Source organism: Georgenia halophila, from assembly GCF_039541595.1.
In genome coordinates this window covers 866,593-885,327 of record NZ_BAABGN010000013.1, presented here as the reverse complement: position 1 = coordinate 885,327, position 18,735 = coordinate 866,593, and the positions used below count along the sequence as shown (strand labels likewise).

Here is an 18,735-nt window from a genome sequence, read left to right as displayed (position 1 = left end):
CTGCGCTGGTGGGCGATACTGGGATCGAACCAGTGACCTCCTCGGTGTGAACGAGGCGCTCTACCGCTGAGCCAATCGCCCGGTGCGCGACGCTCGGTCACGCGAGAAGCGATGCTACTAGGCCTCGGCCGCGATCGTGAAACCGTCCGGCGCCGTGGCGGGTGAGAGAGCGGACACAGTGGCCGACCGGTACGCCGCCGGGTCAGGGGTCCGGGATCTCCAGGTGCCGCCGGATGTAGGCCACGGCCACTGCCTCGGTCAGCGGGCCGGGGGCGAGCTCACGGCCGTCGACCCCGACGATGGGTACCACGCCCCGCGTCGATGAGGTCAGCGCCGCGTGCCGCGCCTCCTTCAGGGCGTCGATCGGCAGCCGCTGCTCCCGGACATCGATACCCTCCTCCGTCGCCCACTCCATGACGACGGCCCGGGTCACGCCGGCCAGGCAGCCGGAGTCCAGCGGCGGGGTGAGCAGCATGCCGTCGGACTCGATGAAGACGTTCGTGCCCGTGCCCTCGCAGAGGTCGCCGCGGGTGTTGGGGAAGATCGCCTCGTCACCACCGTGGGAGCGCGCCCAGGCGAGGGCGCGGACGTTCTCGGCGTACGACGTCGTCTTCAGGCCGGCGACGGCGGAGCGTTCGTTGCGCGTGAACGGGACGATCGACACGTGGACCGGTCGCGGCTCCCCGACGGCGCTCGCGGCGACGACCAGCGTGCCGGGGCCCCACGCCTGGTCGGACCCGAGAGGCCCGGGCCCGGCGGTCCACAGGATCCGCACGCGTCCCAGGTCTGGGCCCCACGCCTCGGCCACCTCGAGGACGGCCCGGCGGGTCTCCTCGCGGTCCGGCGCGGGCAGACCCAGGCCGGCAGCGGAGCGCTCGAGGCGATCGAGGTGGCGGGTGAGGGCGAACGGACGGCCCTCGAGCAGCTCGCACGCCTCGAAGACGCCGTCCCCCACGGTCAGGCCGTGGTCGTCGGCCCGCACGAGGGCTTCGGTGTGATCCCGGAGGTGGCCTCCGAACCAGAGCACGACGCGATCGGGGTCAGCCATGTTCGAACTGTGTCATCCATCACCGCCGGAGGCCAGGCTGACGTTTGGACTCTGCCCTCGTGGTGGTTTAGAGTTCTGGACGTCCCAGGGGCCGTTTCGCGGCCCTCGAGACGATGCGGATGTGGCTCAGTTGGTAGAGCATCACCTTGCCAAGGTGAGGGTCGCGGGTTCGAGTCCCGTCATCCGCTCGGAGGCATCCCACCACCCGGTGGGCAACCCCTAGGGTGGCGTGGCCGAGAGGCGAGGCAGCGGCCTGCAAAGCCGTATACACGGGTTCGAATCCCGTCGCCACCTCTCCAAGAAGGACCCGGGCGATTGGCGCAGCGGTAGCGCGCTTCCCTGACACGGAAGAGGTCACTGGTTCGATCCCAGTATCGCCCACCACACGACGAGAGGCCGCCCGCTCGGGCGGCCTCTCGTCGTTCCAGCACCCTGACGCAGTGACCGACGCCCCAGCGCACTCGCCCGTAGCGGGGGGCGACCGTGGCGCGGACGTGCGAACCTGTCCCCCATGCAGATCTGGCCTGGTCACCCCTACCCGTTGGGCGCCACCTTCGACGGTTCCGGCACCAACTTCGCCCTCTACTCCTCGGTCGCCGAACGCGTCCAGCTGTGCCTCCTGGACGGCGACGGCACCGAGGAGTGCGTCGACCTCACCGAGGTCGACGCCTTCGTCTGGCACGGGTACCTGCCCGGCGCCCGGCCCGGGCAGCGGTACGGCTACCGCGTCCACGGCCCGTACGACCCCGCGTCGGGTCATCGCTGCGACCCGTCCAAGCTCCTGCTCGACCCCTACGCCAAGGCGATCGACGGCCACATCGACGCCGACCCGTCCCTGTACTCCTACCGCTTCGACGACCCGTCGAAGCGCAACACCGACGACTCGGCCGCGCACACGATGGTCTCGGTCGTCGTCAACCCGTTCTTCGACTGGGGCTACGACCGCCCCCCGGGGCACGACTACCACGACTCCGTCATCTACGAGGCGCACGTCAAGGGCCTGACCCAGCAGGCCCCGGACCTGCCGGACGAGGTACGCGGCACGTACGCCGGAGTCGGCCACCCCAGCGTGGTCCAGCACCTCGTCGACCTCGGCATCACGGCGCTGGAGCTCATGCCGGTCCACCAGTTCGTCAACGACCCGCACCTGCAGGAGCGTGGCCTGAGCAACTACTGGGGTTACAACTCGATCGGCTTCTTCGCGCCGCAGAACAGCTATGCGGCGTACGACACCCGCGGCGGTCAGGTCGACGAGTTCAAGACCATGGTCAAGTCGCTCCACGAGGCGGACATCGAGGTGATCCTCGACGTCGTCTACAACCACACCGCCGAGGGGAACCATCTCGGGCCCACCCTGTCATTCCGCGGCATCGACAACGCGTCCTACTACCGCCTCGTCGACGGCGACGAGGAGCACTACTTCGACACCACCGGCACCGGCAACTCCCTCAACATGCGTTCGCCGCACAGCCTGCAGATGATCATGGACTCCCTGCGGTACTGGATCGAGGAGATGCACGTCGACGGGTTCCGCTTCGACCTCGCCTCCACCCTCGCCCGTGAGCTGCACGAGGTGGACCGCCTCTCGGCGTTCTTCGACATCATCCAGCAGGACCCCGTCATCAACCGCGTCAAGCTGATCGCCGAACCGTGGGACGTCGGCCCCGGCGGCTACCAGGTGGGCGGGTTCCCGCCGCAGTGGACCGAGTGGAACGGTCAGTACCGCGACACGGTCCGTGACTTCTGGCGTGGCGAGCCGTCCACGCTGGGTGAGTTCGCGAGCCGCATCACCGGCTCGGCCGACCTCTACGAGCACACCGGTCGCCGGCCGTTCGCGTCGATCAACTTCGTCACCGCCCACGACGGATTCACCCTGCGGGACCTCGTCTCCTACAACGAGAAGCACAACGAGGCCAACGGCGAGGACGGCTCGGACGGCGAGTCGCACAACCGGTCCTGGAACTGCGGCGTCGAGGGTCCCACGGATGATCCGGAGGTCAACGAGCTGCGCGCCCGCCAGCAGCGCAACTTCCTCGCCACGCTGCTGCTCAGCCAGGGCGTGCCGATGATTTGTCACGGCGACGAGATCGGCCGCACCCAGCAGGGCAACAACAACACGTACTGCCAGGACAACGAGCTGTCGTGGGTGGACTGGGACCTCGACGACGACGAGGAGGCGCTGTTGGAGTTCACCCGGCGTCTGATCGCGCTGCGCAAGGAGCAGCCAGTGCTGCGGCGGCGCAGGTTCTTCGCCGGTGCCCCGAAGCAGGGCGGCCAGTCCGAGATCGGCGACATCGAGTGGTTTACCCCGGCGGCCGAGCACATGGCGGACGAGGACTGGGACACCTGGTTCGCGAAGTCGGTGATGCTCTTCCTCAACGGCCAGGCCATCCCCGAACCCGGCGACCGTGGTGAGCGGATCGTGGGTGACTCCGTGCTGGCGCTGCTCAACGCCGACGCCGAGCCCATCGAGTTCACCCTGCCCGGGTCGGACTACGGCGAGTCGTGGACGGTCACCCTGGACACCTCCGTCACCGACGACCCGGAGACGGAGCTCGAGCCGGGGGCGAGCGTGACCGTCGAGGGACGCTCCGTCGTCGTCCTGCTCGCCTCGGAGCCGGCATGACCGGCCCGCACGGGGCCGGCGGCGGCACGGGGGCGGCGACGGCGCACCTTCCCGGCCCCGGTCGTCGGCTGCCGGTCAGCACCTACCGGCTCCAGCTCGGCCCGGACCTGACCTTCGCCGACGCCGAGGCGCAGCTGCCGTACCTCGAGACGCTCGGCGTCACCGACCTCTACCTCTCCCCCGTCCTGCAGGCGGCGCCGGGCTCGACGCACGGTTACGACGTCGTCGACCACTCGAGGATCAGCGACGTGCTGGGCGGCCGAGCCTCCCTGGAGTCCCTCGCCGCGGCGGCCCACGCCCGCGGCATGGGTGTCGTGGTCGACGTCGTCCCGAACCACATGGCCGTGCCCACCCCGGTGTGGCACAACCGCGCCCTGTGGTCCCTCCTCAAGGAGGGCCCCGACTCCCCGTACGCCAGGTGGTTCGACGCGGACCTCGACGGCGCGGACGACGGCCTGCTGATGCCCGTCCTCGGCTCCCGCATCGGTGACGTGCTGGCCTCCGGCGAGCTCACCGTGGACCACGCGGTGGTCCCGGGCGAGGAGGAGGCGGGCGAGCAGCCCCTGCTGCGCTACTACGAGCACGTCCTGCCCGTGCGCCGGGGCACCGAAGACCTGCCGCTGGCCGAGCTCGTGGAGCGGCAGTTCTACCGGCTGGCGTACTGGCGCGTGGCGGACGAGGAGCTGAACTACCGGCGGTTCTTCGACGTCGACACGCTCGCCGCGGTGCGCGTGGAGGACCCGGAGGTCTTCGACGCCACCCACGCCCTGCTGCTGGAGCTGTTCGACGCCGGCGTCATCGACGCCTTCCGCATCGACCATCCGGACGGTCTGGCCGACCCGCACGGTTACCTCCGCCGCCTCCACGACGTGACGGGCGGTGCCTGGGTAGCCGTCGAGAAGATCCTCGAGGGTTCGGAGGAGCTGCCGGACGACTGGCCGGTCGCCGGCACCACCGGTTACGACGCGGCGTGGCGGCTGCACGCCCTGCACGTGGACCCGGGCGGCGCCGTCCCGCTGGCCGGCCTCATGCAGGAGCTCACGGGCGACACCACCGATCTGCACCGTGTCGTCGAGGAGTCCAAGCGGCAGATCGTCTCCACGTCGCTGTACGCGGAGATCCACCGCCTCGCCAACCTGCTGGCCGACATCTGTCACGCCGACATCCGGCTGCGCGACCACACCCTCCGCTCGCTGGAGGACTGCGTGGTCGAGCTCGTCGTCGCCTTCCCGCGCTACCGCGCGTACGTGGTCCCCGGCGAGGACCCGCCGCCGACGGCGGAGCGGGTTCTCCGCGATGCCGCGGAGCTGGCCCGCGCCCATCTGGAGCCGGACCGGCACGACACCCTCGACGTCGTTCTCGAGCTGCTGCTGGGCCGGGAGGTCGGCAGCGCGGGCCGCACCGGTGAGTCGGCACGCTCCGATCTGGTGGTGCGTTTCCAGCAGGTGTGCGGCGCGGTGATGGCCAAGGGCGTCGAGGACACCGCCTACTACCGGTGGACGCACCTGGTGAGCCTGTGCGAGGTCGGCGGCGATCCCACCCGGTTCGGCATCGACCCGGACGAGCTGCACACCTGGGCCGCGCACGTGCAGAGCGACTGGCCCGCCACCATGACCGCCGGCTCCACCCACGACACCAAGCGTGGCGAGGACGTCCGGTCCCGCATCGGTGTGCTGGCGACCTGCTCGCAGGAGTGGGTGGCCCTGGTCCACCGCCTGCGCGCCGAGACCGCCGACCTGCGGCCCGGAGACCTCGACGGCCGCACCGAGAACCTGCTGTGGCAGACGCTGGCGGGCACCTGGACGCAGGACGGGCCGATCCCGGCCGAGCGGCTGACGGCGTACCTCCTCAAGGCCGTCCGCGAGCAGAAGACCTGGACCACCTGGACGGCGCAGGACGAGACCGGCGAGGCCGCCATGACCGAGTACGCGACGGCGCTGCTCACCCATCCCGACGTGGTGGCCGAGCTCACCGCCTGGGTGGACCGCACCGAGGCCGCCGTCCGGCGCGCCGTGCTCGGCACGAAGCTGCTGCAGCTGACGGTGCCCGGCGTGGCCGACGTCTACCAGGGCACCGAGATCACGCGGACGTCGCTCGTCGACCCCGACAACCGCCGCCCGGTGGACTTCGGAGCCCTCGCCGAGACCCTGTCCGAGCTCGACGGCGGGCACGCACCGGCGGGTCTCGACGAGGAAAAGCTGTGGCTCACCGCCTCAGCCCTGCGGCTGCGCCGTGCCCACCGGGACGCGTTCGTGGGCGCCGGCGCCGGCTACCAGCCGCTGCCGACGACCAGCGGGCACGCCGTCGCCCTGGCACGCACCGACACCACCGGGCCGCGGGTGATCGCGGTGGCCACCCGGCTCGTCGACACCGGCGACCTCCGGGCCCTGCTCGACGCCACCGTGGTGCTGCCCGAGGGCCGCTGGCGCGACGTCCTGTCCGACGCCGAGCACGACGGCGGGCCCTGCCGCCTGGGCGACCTTCTCGGCGACTCACCGGTGGCGCTGCTGGAGCGGCGATGACGGAGCACGTGCGCGTGTGGGCTCCGGCCGCCTCCGCCGTCGACCTCGTCGACGGCGGCCCGCAACCGGAGCCGATGGTGGCGCAGGGCGGCGGCTGGTGGCGTTCGCCGGAGCCGGTGCCGGCCGGGACGGACTACGCGTTCTCGCTCGACGGCGGCCCGCCGCGTCCCGATCCGCGCAGCCCGTGGCAGCCGCACGGCGTGCACGAGGCGTCGCGGACGTTCGACGCCGGCGCGCACCGGTGGCGCGACGGCGACTGGCGCGGCCGGTCCGTGCTGGGCGCCGTCGTCTACGAGCTGCACGTCGGGACCTTCACGCCTGAGGGGACGCTGGATGCGGCGATCGGGCGGCTCGACCACCTGGTCGAGCTCGGTGTCGGTGTCGTCGAGCTCATGCCGGTCGCCGCCTTCCCCGGCGACCATGGCTGGGGCTACGACGGCGTCGCGCTCTACGCCGTCCACGACCCCTACGGCGGCCCCGCCGCCCTGCAGCGCTTCGTCGACGCCGCGCACGGCCGCGGCCTGGCGGTCTGCCTCGACGTCGTCTACAACCACCTCGGCCCGGACGGGAACTACCTCGCGGAGTTCGGCCCCTACTTCACCGAGCGGCACCACACGCCGTGGGGCGCGGCGGTCAACCTCGATGGCGGAGCGGGCACGGCCGGCGACGGAAGCGACGACGCCACCGAGGTCCGCGCCTTCGTCGTCGACAACGCGCTGCGGTGGCTGCGCGACTTCCACGTCGACGCCCTGCGGCTCGACGCCGTGCACGCCCTCATCGACGACTCCCCCCGGCACCTGCTCGCCGAGCTCTCGGACGCCGTCGCCGGTCTCGAGCGCGAGGTCGGAAGGCCGCTGTCGCTGATCGCCGAGTCCGACCTCAACGACGCCGCTATGGTCACGCCGACCGGCGAGCACGGATACGGGATGACGGCCCAGTGGGACGACGACCTCCACCACGCGCTGCACGCACTCGTCACGGGTGAGCGGCACGGCTACTACGTGGACTTCGGGAGCCCGGAGACGATCGCCAAGGCGCTCACCGAGGTCTTCGTCCACGACGGCACCTGGTCGACCTTTCGGGCCCAGGAATGGGGCGCGCCGGTCCCCGACGACATCGATGGGCGCCGCTTCGTGGTCTTCTCGCAGAACCACGACCAGGTCGGCAATCGGGCTCTCGGAGACCGGCCGAGCCGGGTGCTGGGCCCGGGGATGCAGGCCCTCAGCGCCGCTGTCGTCATCCTCGGTCCGGGTACGCCGATGCTCTTCATGGGCGAGGAGTGGGGCGCGACGACGCCGTTCCAGTACTTCACCGATCACAACGACGAGCTCGGCGAGCTCGTCCGCGAGGGTCGGCGCAAGGAGTTCGGCACGCACGGCTGGGCCGAGCTGTACGGCGACGAGGATCTCGACGTGCCGGACCCGCAGGCCCCGGCCACGTTCGAGGCCTCGCGGCTGAGCTGGAACGAGCGGGAGCGCCCCGAGCACGCGCGGCTCCTCCGGTTCTACCGGGACCTGGTCGAGCTGCGCCGGGTCGAGCCGGACATCGCCTCCGGCGACCGGTCCGCCACGAGCCTGGGCAGGGGCGAGGGATGGCTGGTCATGAGCCGCGGCACGATCGACGTGGTGCTGGCCCTGGAAGCGGGCGCCGTCCCGGTGGCCGGCTCCCCCGAGCCGATCCTGTCGTGGGACCCGGTGGAGGTCGGCGACGGCCTGGTCAGCCTCCCGGGACCCGGCGTCGCCGTGCTGCGGCAGTCGGCCGGTCGCCTCACGTAGCCCGGGGGCGCTGCTTCGGGTGGTACCGGGCGAACTTGCGGACCTGGTTGAGCTGGGCGGCGGCGACGGCCGCCCAGCGGCGCGGGTCGCGCTCGGCCAGGTAGAGCAGCGGGTTCGTCGCCCGGCCCGAGCGCACGAGCCGGCGCACGAGGGCCGCGTCGGCGTCGTCGACGTACCGCCGCACCAGGGGCAGCGGCAGCACGTGGAAGAGGTGCTCGTTCGTGCCCACCACCCCGTCGCCGGTACCTGCGCCGGCCACCTGGGCGGACCCGCCGGTCTGCGTGACGAAGCCATCGACATACATCCGTGAGATGTCGTAGCCCGACGCGGTGACCGCGTAGCCGGACCGGCCCACCCGCGGGTTCACCTCGAGGAAGCGGTGGACGCCGTCGCGGGGGTCCCGCTTGAGGTCGACGTTCGCGAACCCCCGCCAGCCGACGTGCTCGAGCAGCCGGCGCGCCTGATCGACCACCCCCCGGTGCACCCCGGTCACCTGTGCGACGGAGTTGCCCAGCGCGCCGGGCGTGTGCTCCTCGAGCAGCACCCGGCCGTACTGGGCGAACCGCCAGGTGCCGTCGGCGTCGAAGAACAGGTTGACCGCGGCCATCTCGGAGTCCGGGCCCGGGATCTCCTCCTGCACGAGCAGGTCACCGTCGAAGCCGGCGCCCGCGATCCGTGCGAGCACCGTGGCGAGCGCGGTCGGGTCGGTGGCCCGGTCGACCTTCTGCTGCCCGGGGAAGGACACCGCGTGGTACGCCGTCGTCGAGGACGCCTTGACCACGACCGGGAACCGCAGGCCGGCCGCCGCGGCGGGACCGTCCGGAGCCCGTACCACCACGGTCTCCGGCACCGGCAGACCGAGCTCGCGGCACAGGGCGGTGAACGAGCCCTTGTCACCGATCCGGTCCAGGGCCTCTGCGCCGGCGTAGGGCACGACCACGCGGCCCGGCATGGCCTCGAGCTCCGCACGATGGGCGACCAGCGCGTCCACGTACCAGTCGGCGCTGGCGAGGAGCAGATGCGTCACCTCGGGGCGCTCCGCGACCACCTCGCGCAACGTCGCGACCAGTCGGTCCGGCCGGGACAGCGAGGGCACCACCCGATGGTCGACGGCCACGGAACGGGCCACCTGCCAGGTCGAGACCCCGGCCAGCACGACCGAGCGGACGCCGTAGGCCTCGTGGAACGTCCGGGCCGTCGCGTAGGCGCCGATGTCGCCGCCCAGGATGACCGGCCGGACGGTGGGGGCGGGCGCTGCGGCCACAGATGATCTCCTCGGGTGGGGTGCCTGCGCGAGCATAACGGCGCACGCCCGGCGTGGCCCGTCCCCGCAGGGGTCGCCGCGTGCCTAACCTGAGCGGGTGAACCCTGACGAGGCGGTGGCACCGCCGGACTTCCAGGCCGCGCTGACGAGCCTGCGGGGACATCGCCTGCGCCCGGAGCTCAAGCTCGAGGAAGTCCCGCCGCCGACCCGGATCGCGCCCTACGCCCTCGCACTGACCGGCGAGGTCAATGCGGAGCCGCGGACCATGGACCCCGACTCGCTGCTGGGCCACGGGCGGTTCGTCGTCCTGCACGACCCGGACGGCCAGGACGCCTGGCACGGGACCTTCCGGGTGATCGTGCTCGCCCGGGCGGACCTGGAGGACGAGGTCGGCCAGGACCCGCTGCTCGGCGAGGTCGGCTGGTCGTGGCTGACCGAGTCGCTCGGGAACGCCGGTGCCGGCTACCACCACCTGTCCGGCACGGTCACGCGTGTGCTGTCGGAGACCTTCGGCGGGCTGGAGCTGCGCTCCGGCGAGGTCGAGATCGAGATCCGCGCCTCCTGGACGCCGACCACCACGGACCTCGGCCCCCACCTGCTGGCCTGGGCGCAGCTGACGTGCACGGCCGCCGGGCTCGAGCCGCTTCCGGAGAACGTCACCTCGTTCCGCCGCCGGTAGGGCGACGGGCCGATGCGGAGCACACGGAGGCCGACGTCGTTTAACGTGGCCTGCGTGCCTGCGACGACCAGCGAGGAGACCACGACCCCGGACGAGGTCGTCGACGAGCCTGTCCCACTGACCGAGCCGGCCGGCGGCGTGCCACCGGTCACCGAGACGCCCGAGGCCCTACGAGAGGCGATAGCGAGCCTCGACGCCGCGACCGGGCCGGTCGCCATCGACGCCGAGCGCGCCTCCGGGTTCCGGTACGGCCAGCGGGCCTACCTGGTCCAGCTGCGCCGCGACGCTTCCGGGACCGTCCTGCTCGACCCCACGACGCTCCCGGACCTCGGCGGCCTGGCCGCGGTCGTCAACACCCAGGAGTGGGTGCTGCACGCCGCCGACCAGGACCTCCCGTGCCTGCGCGAGGTCGGCCTGGCGCCCGCGCGGCTGTTCGACACCGAGCTCGCGTCCCGACTGCTGGGCAGGGCCAAGGTCGGGCTCGCCGCCGTCGTCGCCGAGAACCTGGGCTTCGCGCTCGCCAAGGAGCACTCGGCCGCCGACTGGTCCACCAGGCCACTGCCGCAGTCGTGGCTGCGGTACGCCGCGCTAGACGTCGAGCTCCTGGTCGAGCTGCGCAAGGTGCTCATTCGTGACCTCGAGGTGGCCGGCAAGCTCGCCTGGGCGCTCGAGGAGTTCGAGCACGTGCGCACCGCGGCCCCGCCCCCGCCGCGGACCGAGCCCTGGCGGCGGACGTCGGGCCTGCAGGCCGTCAAGGACCCCCGAGGTCTCGCCGTCGCCCGCGAGGTGTGGGAGGCCCGCGAGGAGCTGGCGCGCAAGCAGGACCGGGCACCCGGCAGGGTGCTGCCGGCGCCGGCGATCGTGGCCGCCGCGACCGCCAAGCCGAGGTCCCTCGGCGAGCTGGCGCGCATGAAGGAGTTCTCCGGCCGGCGGACGCGTCGCGAGTACTGGCACGCCGCCGTCGCCCGCGCGCTCGCCCTGCCGGAGGCCGAGCTGCCTGCCCGCCGCACACCGCACCAGCCCGGGCAGCTCCCGGCCCCGCGGTCCTGGCCCGAGAAGAACCCGGGGGCCGCGACGCGCCTGGACAAGGTCCGCACCTGCGTGCGGGGACTGGCCGAACAGCTGGAGCTGCCGCAGGAGAACCTGCTCTCCCCCGCCACCCAGCGGCGGCTCGCCTGGGACGTCGGCGACCGCCCCACCACCGCCGCGGTCGGCGACCACCTGACCGCTCTCGGCGCCCGCCGATGGCAGATCGGTCTCGTGGCAGAACCGCTCACGGAGGCGCTGGCATGACCGGTTACACCGAGCGCGTCACCATCGTCGTGCCCAGCGACATCACCGTCCCGAGCCTCGGGACCGTCCTGGTGCTCACGCTCGCGCCCGAGGAGGGTCTGTCGGCGTCCCCGCGCCCGTGCACCCTCGGTGCGGCCGGCCTTGCGAACGTCGAGCGTGCCGTCACGGACGCCGCCGCCCGTGCCGCCACCGGCGAGATCGACGCCGTCGTGCTCACCGGGACGGGACCGACCTTCCTCGCCGGTGCCGACCTACGCCTCATCCGCACGAGCGGTGACCGCGCCGCCGTCCAGGAGACCGCCGAGGCCGGGCACCGGGTGGTCGCGGCGATCGCGGACCTGCCCGTGCCGACCCTGGCGTACCTGAACGGCGCCGCGCTGGGCGGCGGCCTCGAGCTCGCCCTCGCCTGCGACCACCGCGTGGCCGACCCGGGCGTGCGCGCCATCGGCCTGCCGGAGGCGTACCTCGGCCTGCTCCCCGGGTGGGGAGGCTGCACCACCCTCCCCCGGCTCGTCGGCCCGGACGCCGCGCTCCGGGTGATCATCGACAACCCCGCGCGCAGCAACAGGACCCTGACCGCGTCCCGGGCGCTGGAGGCAGGCGTGGTCGACGCCGTGCTGCCGCCCGCGGCCGACGACGACCCGGGCGGCCCGCTCGCGCCGGCCCTGTCGTGGCTGGAGCACGTCCTCACCGGCGACACGCCGGCACCGGACAGGCCCGCGCCGTCGGAGCAGGACTGGCAGGAGGCGCTCGATGCCCGCCGTTCCCTCGTGCGTACCCGTGAGGTCGGTGGCGCGCCAGCCATGGCGCGCGCCCTGGCGACCGTGGAGTCCGCCCGGTCGCTGTCGCGTGAGGCGGCGTTCGCCGTCGAGGACGACGCGCTGGTCGAGCTGATCATGTCCGACCAGCTCCGCGCCGGGCTGTACGCGTTCGACCTGCTCACCCGCCGCAGCAAGAACCCCGTCGGGCGCCCCGCGGACGTCACCGGCCGCGAGATCGAGTCCGTCGGCGTCGCCGGCGCCGGTCTCATGGCCGGCCAGCTGGCGCTGCTGCTCGCCCGTTCCCTGCGGGTGCCGGTGACGATGCGGGAGATCGACGAGGATCGCGCCGCGAAGGGCCTCGCCGCCGTGCAGGCGGAGATCGAGCGCGCCACGGCTCGCGGCCAGCTCGGCGCGAACGAGGCCGAGCAGCTCGGTTCGCTGCTGTCCGTGACCACCGATGTGAGCGACCTCGCCGGCGCGGATCTGGTGATCGAGGCGGTCTTCGAGGAGCTGGACGTCAAGCGGACGGTGTTCGCCGAGCTCGAGCAGGTCGTCCGGCCGGACACGATCCTCGCCACGAACACCTCCTCGCTCTCGGTGACCGCGATGGCACGCGACCTGCAGTTCCCGGAACGGGTGGTCGGGCTGCACTTCTTCAACCCCGTCGCGGTCATGCCGCTGGTGGAGGTCGTCCGTGCCGAGCGCACCGACGACGTCGCCTACGCCACGGCCTTCGCCATCGCCGAGTCGTGCCGGAAGACGGCCGTCGCGGTCGCGGACGCACCCGGCTTCGTCGTCAACCGGTTGCTGCTGCGCCTGCTCGGTGAGGTGCTCGGCGCGCTCGAGGAAGGCATGCCGGTGTCCGTGGCCGACGAGGCGCTGGCGCCCATGGGCCTGCCCATGGGGCCGTTCCAGCTGCTGGAGCTCGTGGGCCCCGCCGTGGCCGAGCACGTGCTCGTCACGCTGCGGCAGGAGCTCGGCGAGCGCTACCCCGACTCCCCCGGCCTCGCCGAGGTCGTCCGCACGGGCCGTAGCTTCGTGCGCGGAGAGGGCCGGCCGACCGCCTCCTCGCCGGTCGACGAGGGCGTCGGTGAGCTGTTCGGTTCCCGACCCGTCGCGGCACCCCCGGATGCCGGCGGCCTGCTCGAGCGGGTCCGCGTGGCGCTGGCGGAGGAGGTCTCGCTGCTGCTGGCGGACGGGGTGGTCGCCGACGCTGCGGACGTGGACCTTGCGATGATCCTCGGCGCGGCCTGGCCGCTGCACCTGGGGGGCATCACGCCGTACCTGGATCGCACGGGAGCCGCCGAGGCGGCGGCGGGCGGGCGGTTCCACCCGCCCGGAGAGGCCGACCTGCCACACTGAGATCAGCTGGGCCAGGACGGCCGGTAGTTGGCGCAGGACGGCCGGTGCGACGAAGCGGTACCGGTCAGCCGGCCTGGTGCTCCGTCGTCGTGATGTCCGCCAGCGTGGCGACGGCCGATGCCGTCTCCCGGGCGATGTCCTGACCTCGCAGGGCGAACGCCTCGACCAGCTGGGCCCGGCTGGCGTGCTCCAGGAAGGCGTGCGGGATGCCGTGGCAGCGCACCGGGACGTCCCTGCCCGTCTGGGCGAGGGCGTCGCGCACGGCCGACCCGACGCCGTTCGTGGCCAGGCCGTCCTCGACCGTGACCACGAGGTCGTGCTGCTCGGCCAGCCCGAGCAGATCGGCGCTCACCGGAAGGATCCAACGCGGGTCGGCGACGGTCGAGCCGATGCCCTGGGCGTCGAGAGCCTTGGCCACCTCGACGGCCGTGTGCGCCATCGGCCCGACGCCGACGACGAGGACGCGCGGGACGCCGCCGTGGCGAGCCAGGACGTCGACGCTGCCCTGCCGGGCGACGGCGGGCAGCGGCTCGGGCAGCGTGCCCTTGGGATAGCGCAGGACCGTCGGGGCGTCCTCGACCGCGACGGCCTCGCTCAGCGCAGCGCGCAGCGTCTGCTCGTCGCGCGGTGCGGCCAGCCGCAACCCGGGGACGGTGCGCAGCAGGGCGATGTCCCACATGCCGTTGTGGGAGGCGCCGTCGTCACCGGTGAGGCCGGCGCGGTCGAGGACGAACGTCACGCCCGCCCGGTGCAGGGCGACGTCCATGAGGACCTGGTCGAAAGCCCGGTTGAGGAACGTGGAGTACAGGGCGACGACGGGATGCAGCCCGGCGAAGGCCATGCCGGCGGCCGAGGTGGTGGCGTGCTGCTCGGCGATGCCGACGTCGACCACCCGCTCCGGGAACTCCTCGGCGAACGGGGCGAGCCCCACGGGCGCCAGCATCGCGGCCGTGAGCGCGACGACGTCGCTGCGCCGCCGGCCGATCTCGACGATCTCCTCGGCGAACACGGCGGTCCACCCGAATCCCGACTGCGCCACGGGCAGGCCCGTCTCCGGGTGGATGACACCGACGGCGTGGAACCGGTCGACGACGTCGGTCTCGGCCGGCGTGTATCCGCGGCCCTTCTCGGTGATGGCGTGAACGATGACCGGACCGCCGAAGCCCTTGGCCCGGGCCAGCGCCGTCTCGACCGCATCGACATCGTGCCCGTCGACGGGTCCGACGTACTTGATGCCGAGTCCCTCGAAGATTCCCTGCGGCGCCACCACGTCCTTGATGCCCTTCTTCATGCCGTGCAGCGCCTCGAAGGCCAGCCGTCCCGGCGGGCCGGAGCCCTGCAGCGTGCGCTTGCCCCAGTCGAGGACCTTCTCGTAGCTGCGCATCGTGCGCAGGGCGTCAAGGTTGCGGGCCAGGCCGCCGATCGTCGGGGCGTACGAGCGGCCGTTGTCGTTGACGACGATGACGAGGGACCGGTCCTGGCCCTCGGCGATGTTGTTCAGCGCCTCCCAGGCCATGCCACCGGTCAGGGCACCGTCACCGACCACGGCGACGACGGATCGGTCCAGGCCACGCAGCTGGTTGGCGCGGGCGATGCCGTCGGCCCAGCTCAGCGCGGTGGACGCGTGGGAGTTCTCGACGACGTCGTGGTCCGACTCGACCCGCGAGGGGTAGCCGGACATGCCGCCCCGCTTGCGCAGGTGGGAGAAGTCCTGGCGCCCGGTGAGCAGCTTGTGCACGTAGGACTGGTGCCCGGTGTCGAAGACGATGTGCTCGGACGGCGAGTCGAACACGCGGTGCAGCGCGATGGTGAGCTCGACGACGCCGAGGTTGGGGCCCAGGTGGCCGCCGGTGCGCGAGATCGACGTGACGAGAAACTCGCGGATCTCCTTGGCCAGCACCTCGAGCTCCCCCGCGCCCATCCGGCGCAGGTCGGCCGGGCGGCGGACTCGCTCGAGGTACGACATCGGCTCCCTCTTGTCGCGGTTGCGCAGCACGGTGTCGCCTGCGCCAGCCTCCCAGGATACGCGGCCACGGTCGAGACGCCCTGGTGGATCGGGTCTCCTGGAGTGCGGTTCGCCACGCCATAGGGTGGGCGTGTGGACACGGACGGCACCGGAGCACGCACGGCACGGCCCTACGGGACATGGCCCTCGCCGGTCACACCGGAGTCGCTGACCGCCCGCTCGGTCCGCCTCGGCGAGGTGGCCGTCGACGGCGATGACACCTGGTGGGTGGAGTCCCGGCCGGAGGAGGCCGGGCGCAGCGTGCTGGTCCGTCGCACCGCGGACGGAGCCACGACGCAGGTCCCGGCGGCGATGCCCGACGGGTCGGCGCCGAACGTGCGCTCCCGGGTCCACGAGTACGGCAGCACGCCGTTCACGGTGGCCGACGGCACCGTGGTCTTCTCCCACGTCGCGGACGGCCGGCTGTACCGGGCGGAGGTCGGCAGCCTGGGAGCCGACGGCGTCCCCGTGCCGCTGACCCCGGCCGCCGAGCTGCGCTTCGCCGACCCGGTGATCGACGCTGTCCGCTCCCTGGTCTACGCCGTCCAGGAGGACCACACGGGCGGCGGAGAACCGGTGAACTCGCTCGTCGCCGTGCCGCTCGACGGCTCCGCGGCCGTGCGGACCGTGTTCGCGGGGACCGACTTCGTCCTCTCCCCCGCGCTGAGTCCGGACGGCACCCGCGTCGCGTGGCTGGCGTGGGACCACCCGGACATGTCGTGGACCGCAGCCACCCTGCACGTCGGCACCCTCGCCGACGACGGCACCTTGACCGACAGCTCGGTCGTGGCCGGCGGTACCGGCGTGAGCGTGGCGCAGCCGGTGTGGACCACCGCCGGCGATCTCGTGCACGTCGACGACCGGACCGGTTGGTGGAACCTCTACCGGACGGAGGCGCCGGGCACGCCGGATGCCCGCACCCGCGCGCTGCACCCGGCCGAGGCGGAGTTCACCCCGCCCGCGTGGCAGTCCCCCCGCACGGTGGACGTGCTCGACGAGGACCACCTCGTGTGCGCCTGGACGGAGGCGGGTAGCTGGCACCTGGGCAGCGTCCGCCTGACGAACGGCGAGCTTGAGGTGTGGCCGCTCGACCGGCAACCCGCGGGCGCGATCGCCGCTGGGCGCGGACGCGTCGTCCTGGTGGCTGCCTCACCGACCCGGCCCCCCGCCGTCGTCCAGGTTGATCTCGCTGCTCACGAGCTCGAGGTGCTGCGCTCCTCCACCGACGTCCGGCTCGACGACGGCGACACCTCCCGGGCCGAGCCGGTCTCGTGGACCTCGCAGGACGGTGCGACGGCGCACGGCTTCTTCTACCCACCCAGCTCGTCGACCGTCACCGGCCCGGCCGACGAGCTCCCGCCGCTCGTCGTGATGACCCACGGCGGCCCGACGGCGGCGACGACCTCGACCTTCCGCCTCGGCATCCAGTTCTGGACCACCCGCGGCTTCGCCGTCCTGGACGTGAACTACGGCGGCTCCACCGGGTACGGACGCGCGTACCGCGAGCGGCTGGACGGCGCCTGGGGCGTGGTCGACGTCGCCGACTGTGCGACGGGTGCCCTGCACCTCGCCGAGAGCGGCAGGGTCGACGGGCGGCGCATGGCGATCCGCGGCGGCAGCGCCGGCGGCTACACCACGCTGGCCGCGCTGACCTTCACCGAGGTCTTCAGCGCGGGCGCCAGCCACTACGGGATCGGCGACCTCGAAGCGCTGGCCCGCGACACCCACAAGTTCGAGTCGCGCTACCTCGACGGGCTCGTCGGCCCCTACCCCGCGGCCGCCCAGACCTACCGGGACCGCTCACCGATCCACCACACCGAGCAGCTCACCGCGCCTTTGGTTCTGCTGCAGGGCACCGAGGACAAGGTGGTCCCGCCCAACCAGGCCGAGACGATGGCCGAGGCGGTGCGGGCCAAGGGCCTGCCCGTGGCGCTGGTGATGTTCGACGGTGAGCCGCACGGCTTCCGCCGCGCCGAGAACATCCAGGCGGCGGCCCTCGCCGAGCTGGCGTTCTACGGACAGGTCTGGGGCTTCGAGCCGGCGGGCGAGCTGCCGGTGCTCGACCTCGGTTAGCTCTTTCCGCGGGCTCGGCCGGGCTATCCCCGCGGGTCGTTGATGGCGCCGAGGAAGAGCGGCAGGCCGGTCTCGACGTGCACGATGCGCAGCGCGAAGGGCCGGTCGACGCTCATCTCCGCCTCGACCAGCGGCGCGGAGATGACCATGGGGATCTCGGTCACCGCCGCGGCGACGGTGCCCGCCTCGTCGACGCTCACGGTTGCCTGGTGGGCGACCCCGGAGACGGCCACGCCCGGCGCGATGCCGCTGAGGTCGGCGCCGGGCCGGAAGACCGGTCCCAGTCCGAGCTCCGAGAGGGGCTCCCTCAGCTCGGCCTCGGTCTTCAGGTCGAGGGTGGGCAGGCGGAGCCGGACCTGCGTGGTGGCCGGTCCGGCGAGGACCTCGTCGACGGCGGCCCAGTCCTCGGCCGCCACGGTCGCCGGGTCGGTCCCTTCGGCCGGCAGGACGACGTCCATGGCGAACGCCTCGGTGTACGGCAGCCGGACGGCCGTCATCTCACCAGCCTGCGTCCCACCGACCTCGCCGTAAGCGGCCTCCAGGGTCTGCGACATCGTCTCGACCTCGACCCGCTCACCGGTCGCGGTGGTGAACGGCGCGTCGGACGTGGCTCCTTCGGCGAAGGGCGACGCCCACCGTGCCGCGAGCAGGACGGCGTTCTGCAGCACGAGAACGAGGTCGGGTGAGGGTTCGATGGCCGAGGACTCGATGAGGCCGCCGGTGTGCTCCTTCACCCACGTGTCGAGCACCTCCTTGCCCGAGGCGTCGGAGAGCTCGGCCACCCGGGCCCCGGCGTCGAAGCCGCGCGCGATGGCGTCGAGGTAGTCGGGCTCGACCGGAAAGCCCTGGTGGATGACGATGCCGTTGGCGAGGTGCGCGAGCGGCCGCTCCGGAAGCTCGTCCTCGCCGGCGACCGCGGGGTCGCCGTCGTGCTCGAGGACGGCGGCCTGCAGCGCGTTGTAGGCGTCGGTGCGGTCCTGGCCGGCTCCGCCGAGCACCTCGTCCAGCGCCTCGGCCGCCTCACCGCGTGCTCCTTCGGCGAGCATCGCCAGCGCGATCGTGATCGACGCCGGCGAGATCACCTGGTTCTCACCCGGCTTCCCGGCGGCGAGGAGACCGGCGCCGAGCTCGGTGGTGGCCGCGACGGCGTCGGGCACCGCGCCGGCGTCGTCGACCGCGAGGGCCTCGTGCTCGGCGTCGGAGCGCAGCTCGGTGCCCTGCGCACCGGAGCAGGCGGCAAGCACCGAGATCGCGGTCACGCCGGCGACGGTGGCGACGGCGGGACGCAGGGCACGACGACGGGGCCGGTTCATGCCCTCCAGCGTAG

General features: G+C 72.9%; 11 protein-coding genes and 4 tRNA genes. 10 read left to right on the top strand and 5 right to left on the bottom strand.

The features are described 5' to 3' along the window. Positions 1 to 6: 6 nt before the first annotated feature. Together ABD907_RS20115 and ABD907_RS20110 are read right to left on the bottom strand one after the other, a co-directional pair. A tRNA-Val gene (locus ABD907_RS20115) sits at positions 7 to 81 on the bottom strand. 121 nt (positions 82 to 202) lie between these two features. Further along, entirely contained in the window at positions 203 to 1,048 is an 846-nt protein-coding gene (locus tag ABD907_RS20110) for an aminotransferase class IV (protein WP_345218850.1), read from the bottom strand. Positions 1,049 to 1,163: 115 nt separating this feature from the next. Between ABD907_RS20110 and ABD907_RS20105 the strand changes: the two genes are divergently transcribed. From ABD907_RS20105 to treZ, 6 genes are all read left to right on the top strand, one after another. Further along, positions 1,164 to 1,236, top strand: a tRNA-Gly gene (locus tag ABD907_RS20105). Positions 1,237 to 1,271: 35 nt separating this feature from the next. Beyond that, a tRNA-Cys gene (locus ABD907_RS20100) sits at positions 1,272 to 1,342 on the top strand. A gap of 15 nt (positions 1,343 to 1,357) precedes the next feature. Next, positions 1,358 to 1,432, top strand: a tRNA-Val gene (locus ABD907_RS20095). A 127-nt stretch (positions 1,433 to 1,559) separates the two neighbouring features. Continuing rightward, complete coding sequence (gene glgX, locus ABD907_RS20090; protein WP_345218847.1) at positions 1,560 to 3,674, top strand: glycogen debranching protein GlgX; 2,115 nt, start codon at positions 1,560 to 1,562, stop codon at positions 3,672 to 3,674. Further along, positions 3,671 to 6,196: a malto-oligosyltrehalose synthase gene (treY, locus tag ABD907_RS20085; RefSeq protein ID WP_345218845.1), complete on the top strand. Its 2,526-nt coding sequence runs from the start codon at positions 3,671 to 3,673 to the stop codon at positions 6,194 to 6,196. The genes glgX and treY overlap by 4 nt, the downstream gene beginning before the upstream one ends. Further along, positions 6,193 to 7,971, top strand: coding sequence for a malto-oligosyltrehalose trehalohydrolase (treZ, locus tag ABD907_RS20080; protein ID WP_345218843.1), 1,779 nt, complete (start codon positions 6,193 to 6,195; stop codon positions 7,969 to 7,971). Before treY ends, treZ begins: the two co-directional genes overlap by 4 nt. On the opposite strand, the gene ABD907_RS20075 is transcribed toward treZ, so the two are convergent. Then, positions 7,964 to 9,235, bottom strand: a complete 1,272-nt coding sequence (locus tag ABD907_RS20075) for a carboxylate--amine ligase (RefSeq protein ID WP_345218840.1) — start codon at positions 9,233 to 9,235, stop codon at positions 7,964 to 7,966. The two genes, treZ and ABD907_RS20075, sit on opposite strands and share 8 nt — an antisense overlap. Positions 9,236 to 9,332: 97 nt before the next feature. On the opposite strand from ABD907_RS20075, the gene ABD907_RS20070 reads away from it, so the two are divergent. Genes ABD907_RS20070 through ABD907_RS20060 form a run of 3 tightly spaced genes read left to right on the top strand, consistent with a single transcriptional unit; the run spans position 9,333 to position 13,330 of the window. Then, entirely contained in the window at positions 9,333 to 9,914 is a 582-nt protein-coding gene (locus tag ABD907_RS20070; protein WP_345218838.1) for a DUF3000 domain-containing protein, read from the top strand. A gap of 54 nt (positions 9,915 to 9,968) precedes the next feature. Continuing rightward, entirely contained in the window at positions 9,969 to 11,207 is a 1,239-nt protein-coding gene (locus ABD907_RS20065) for an HRDC domain-containing protein (protein WP_345218836.1), read from the top strand. Continuing rightward, a complete protein-coding gene (locus ABD907_RS20060) occupies positions 11,204 to 13,330 on the top strand; it encodes a 3-hydroxyacyl-CoA dehydrogenase NAD-binding domain-containing protein (RefSeq protein WP_345218834.1) in 2,127 nt (708 codons plus the stop codon). The genes ABD907_RS20065 and ABD907_RS20060 overlap by 4 nt, the downstream gene beginning before the upstream one ends. Positions 13,331 to 13,394: 64 nt before the next feature. Here the strand turns inward: ABD907_RS20060 and dxs are convergent, their stop codons facing one another. Next, positions 13,395 to 15,296: a 1-deoxy-D-xylulose-5-phosphate synthase gene (gene dxs / locus ABD907_RS20055; protein WP_345218939.1), complete on the bottom strand. Its 1,902-nt coding sequence runs from the start codon at positions 15,294 to 15,296 to the stop codon at positions 13,395 to 13,397. A 132-nt stretch (positions 15,297 to 15,428) separates the two neighbouring features. On the opposite strand from dxs, the gene ABD907_RS20050 reads away from it, so the two are divergent. Then, on the top strand, positions 15,429 to 17,408 hold the full coding sequence (locus tag ABD907_RS20050) for a S9 family peptidase (protein WP_345218832.1): 1,980 nt from the start codon (positions 15,429 to 15,431) through the stop codon (positions 17,406 to 17,408). Between the two features lie 23 nt (positions 17,409 to 17,431). Here ABD907_RS20050 and ABD907_RS20045 read toward each other — a convergent pair whose 3' ends face one another. Continuing rightward, entirely contained in the window at positions 17,432 to 18,721 is a 1,290-nt protein-coding gene (locus ABD907_RS20045; protein ID WP_345218831.1) for a serpin family protein, read from the bottom strand. Between the last annotated feature and the right edge of the window lie 14 nt (positions 18,722 to 18,735).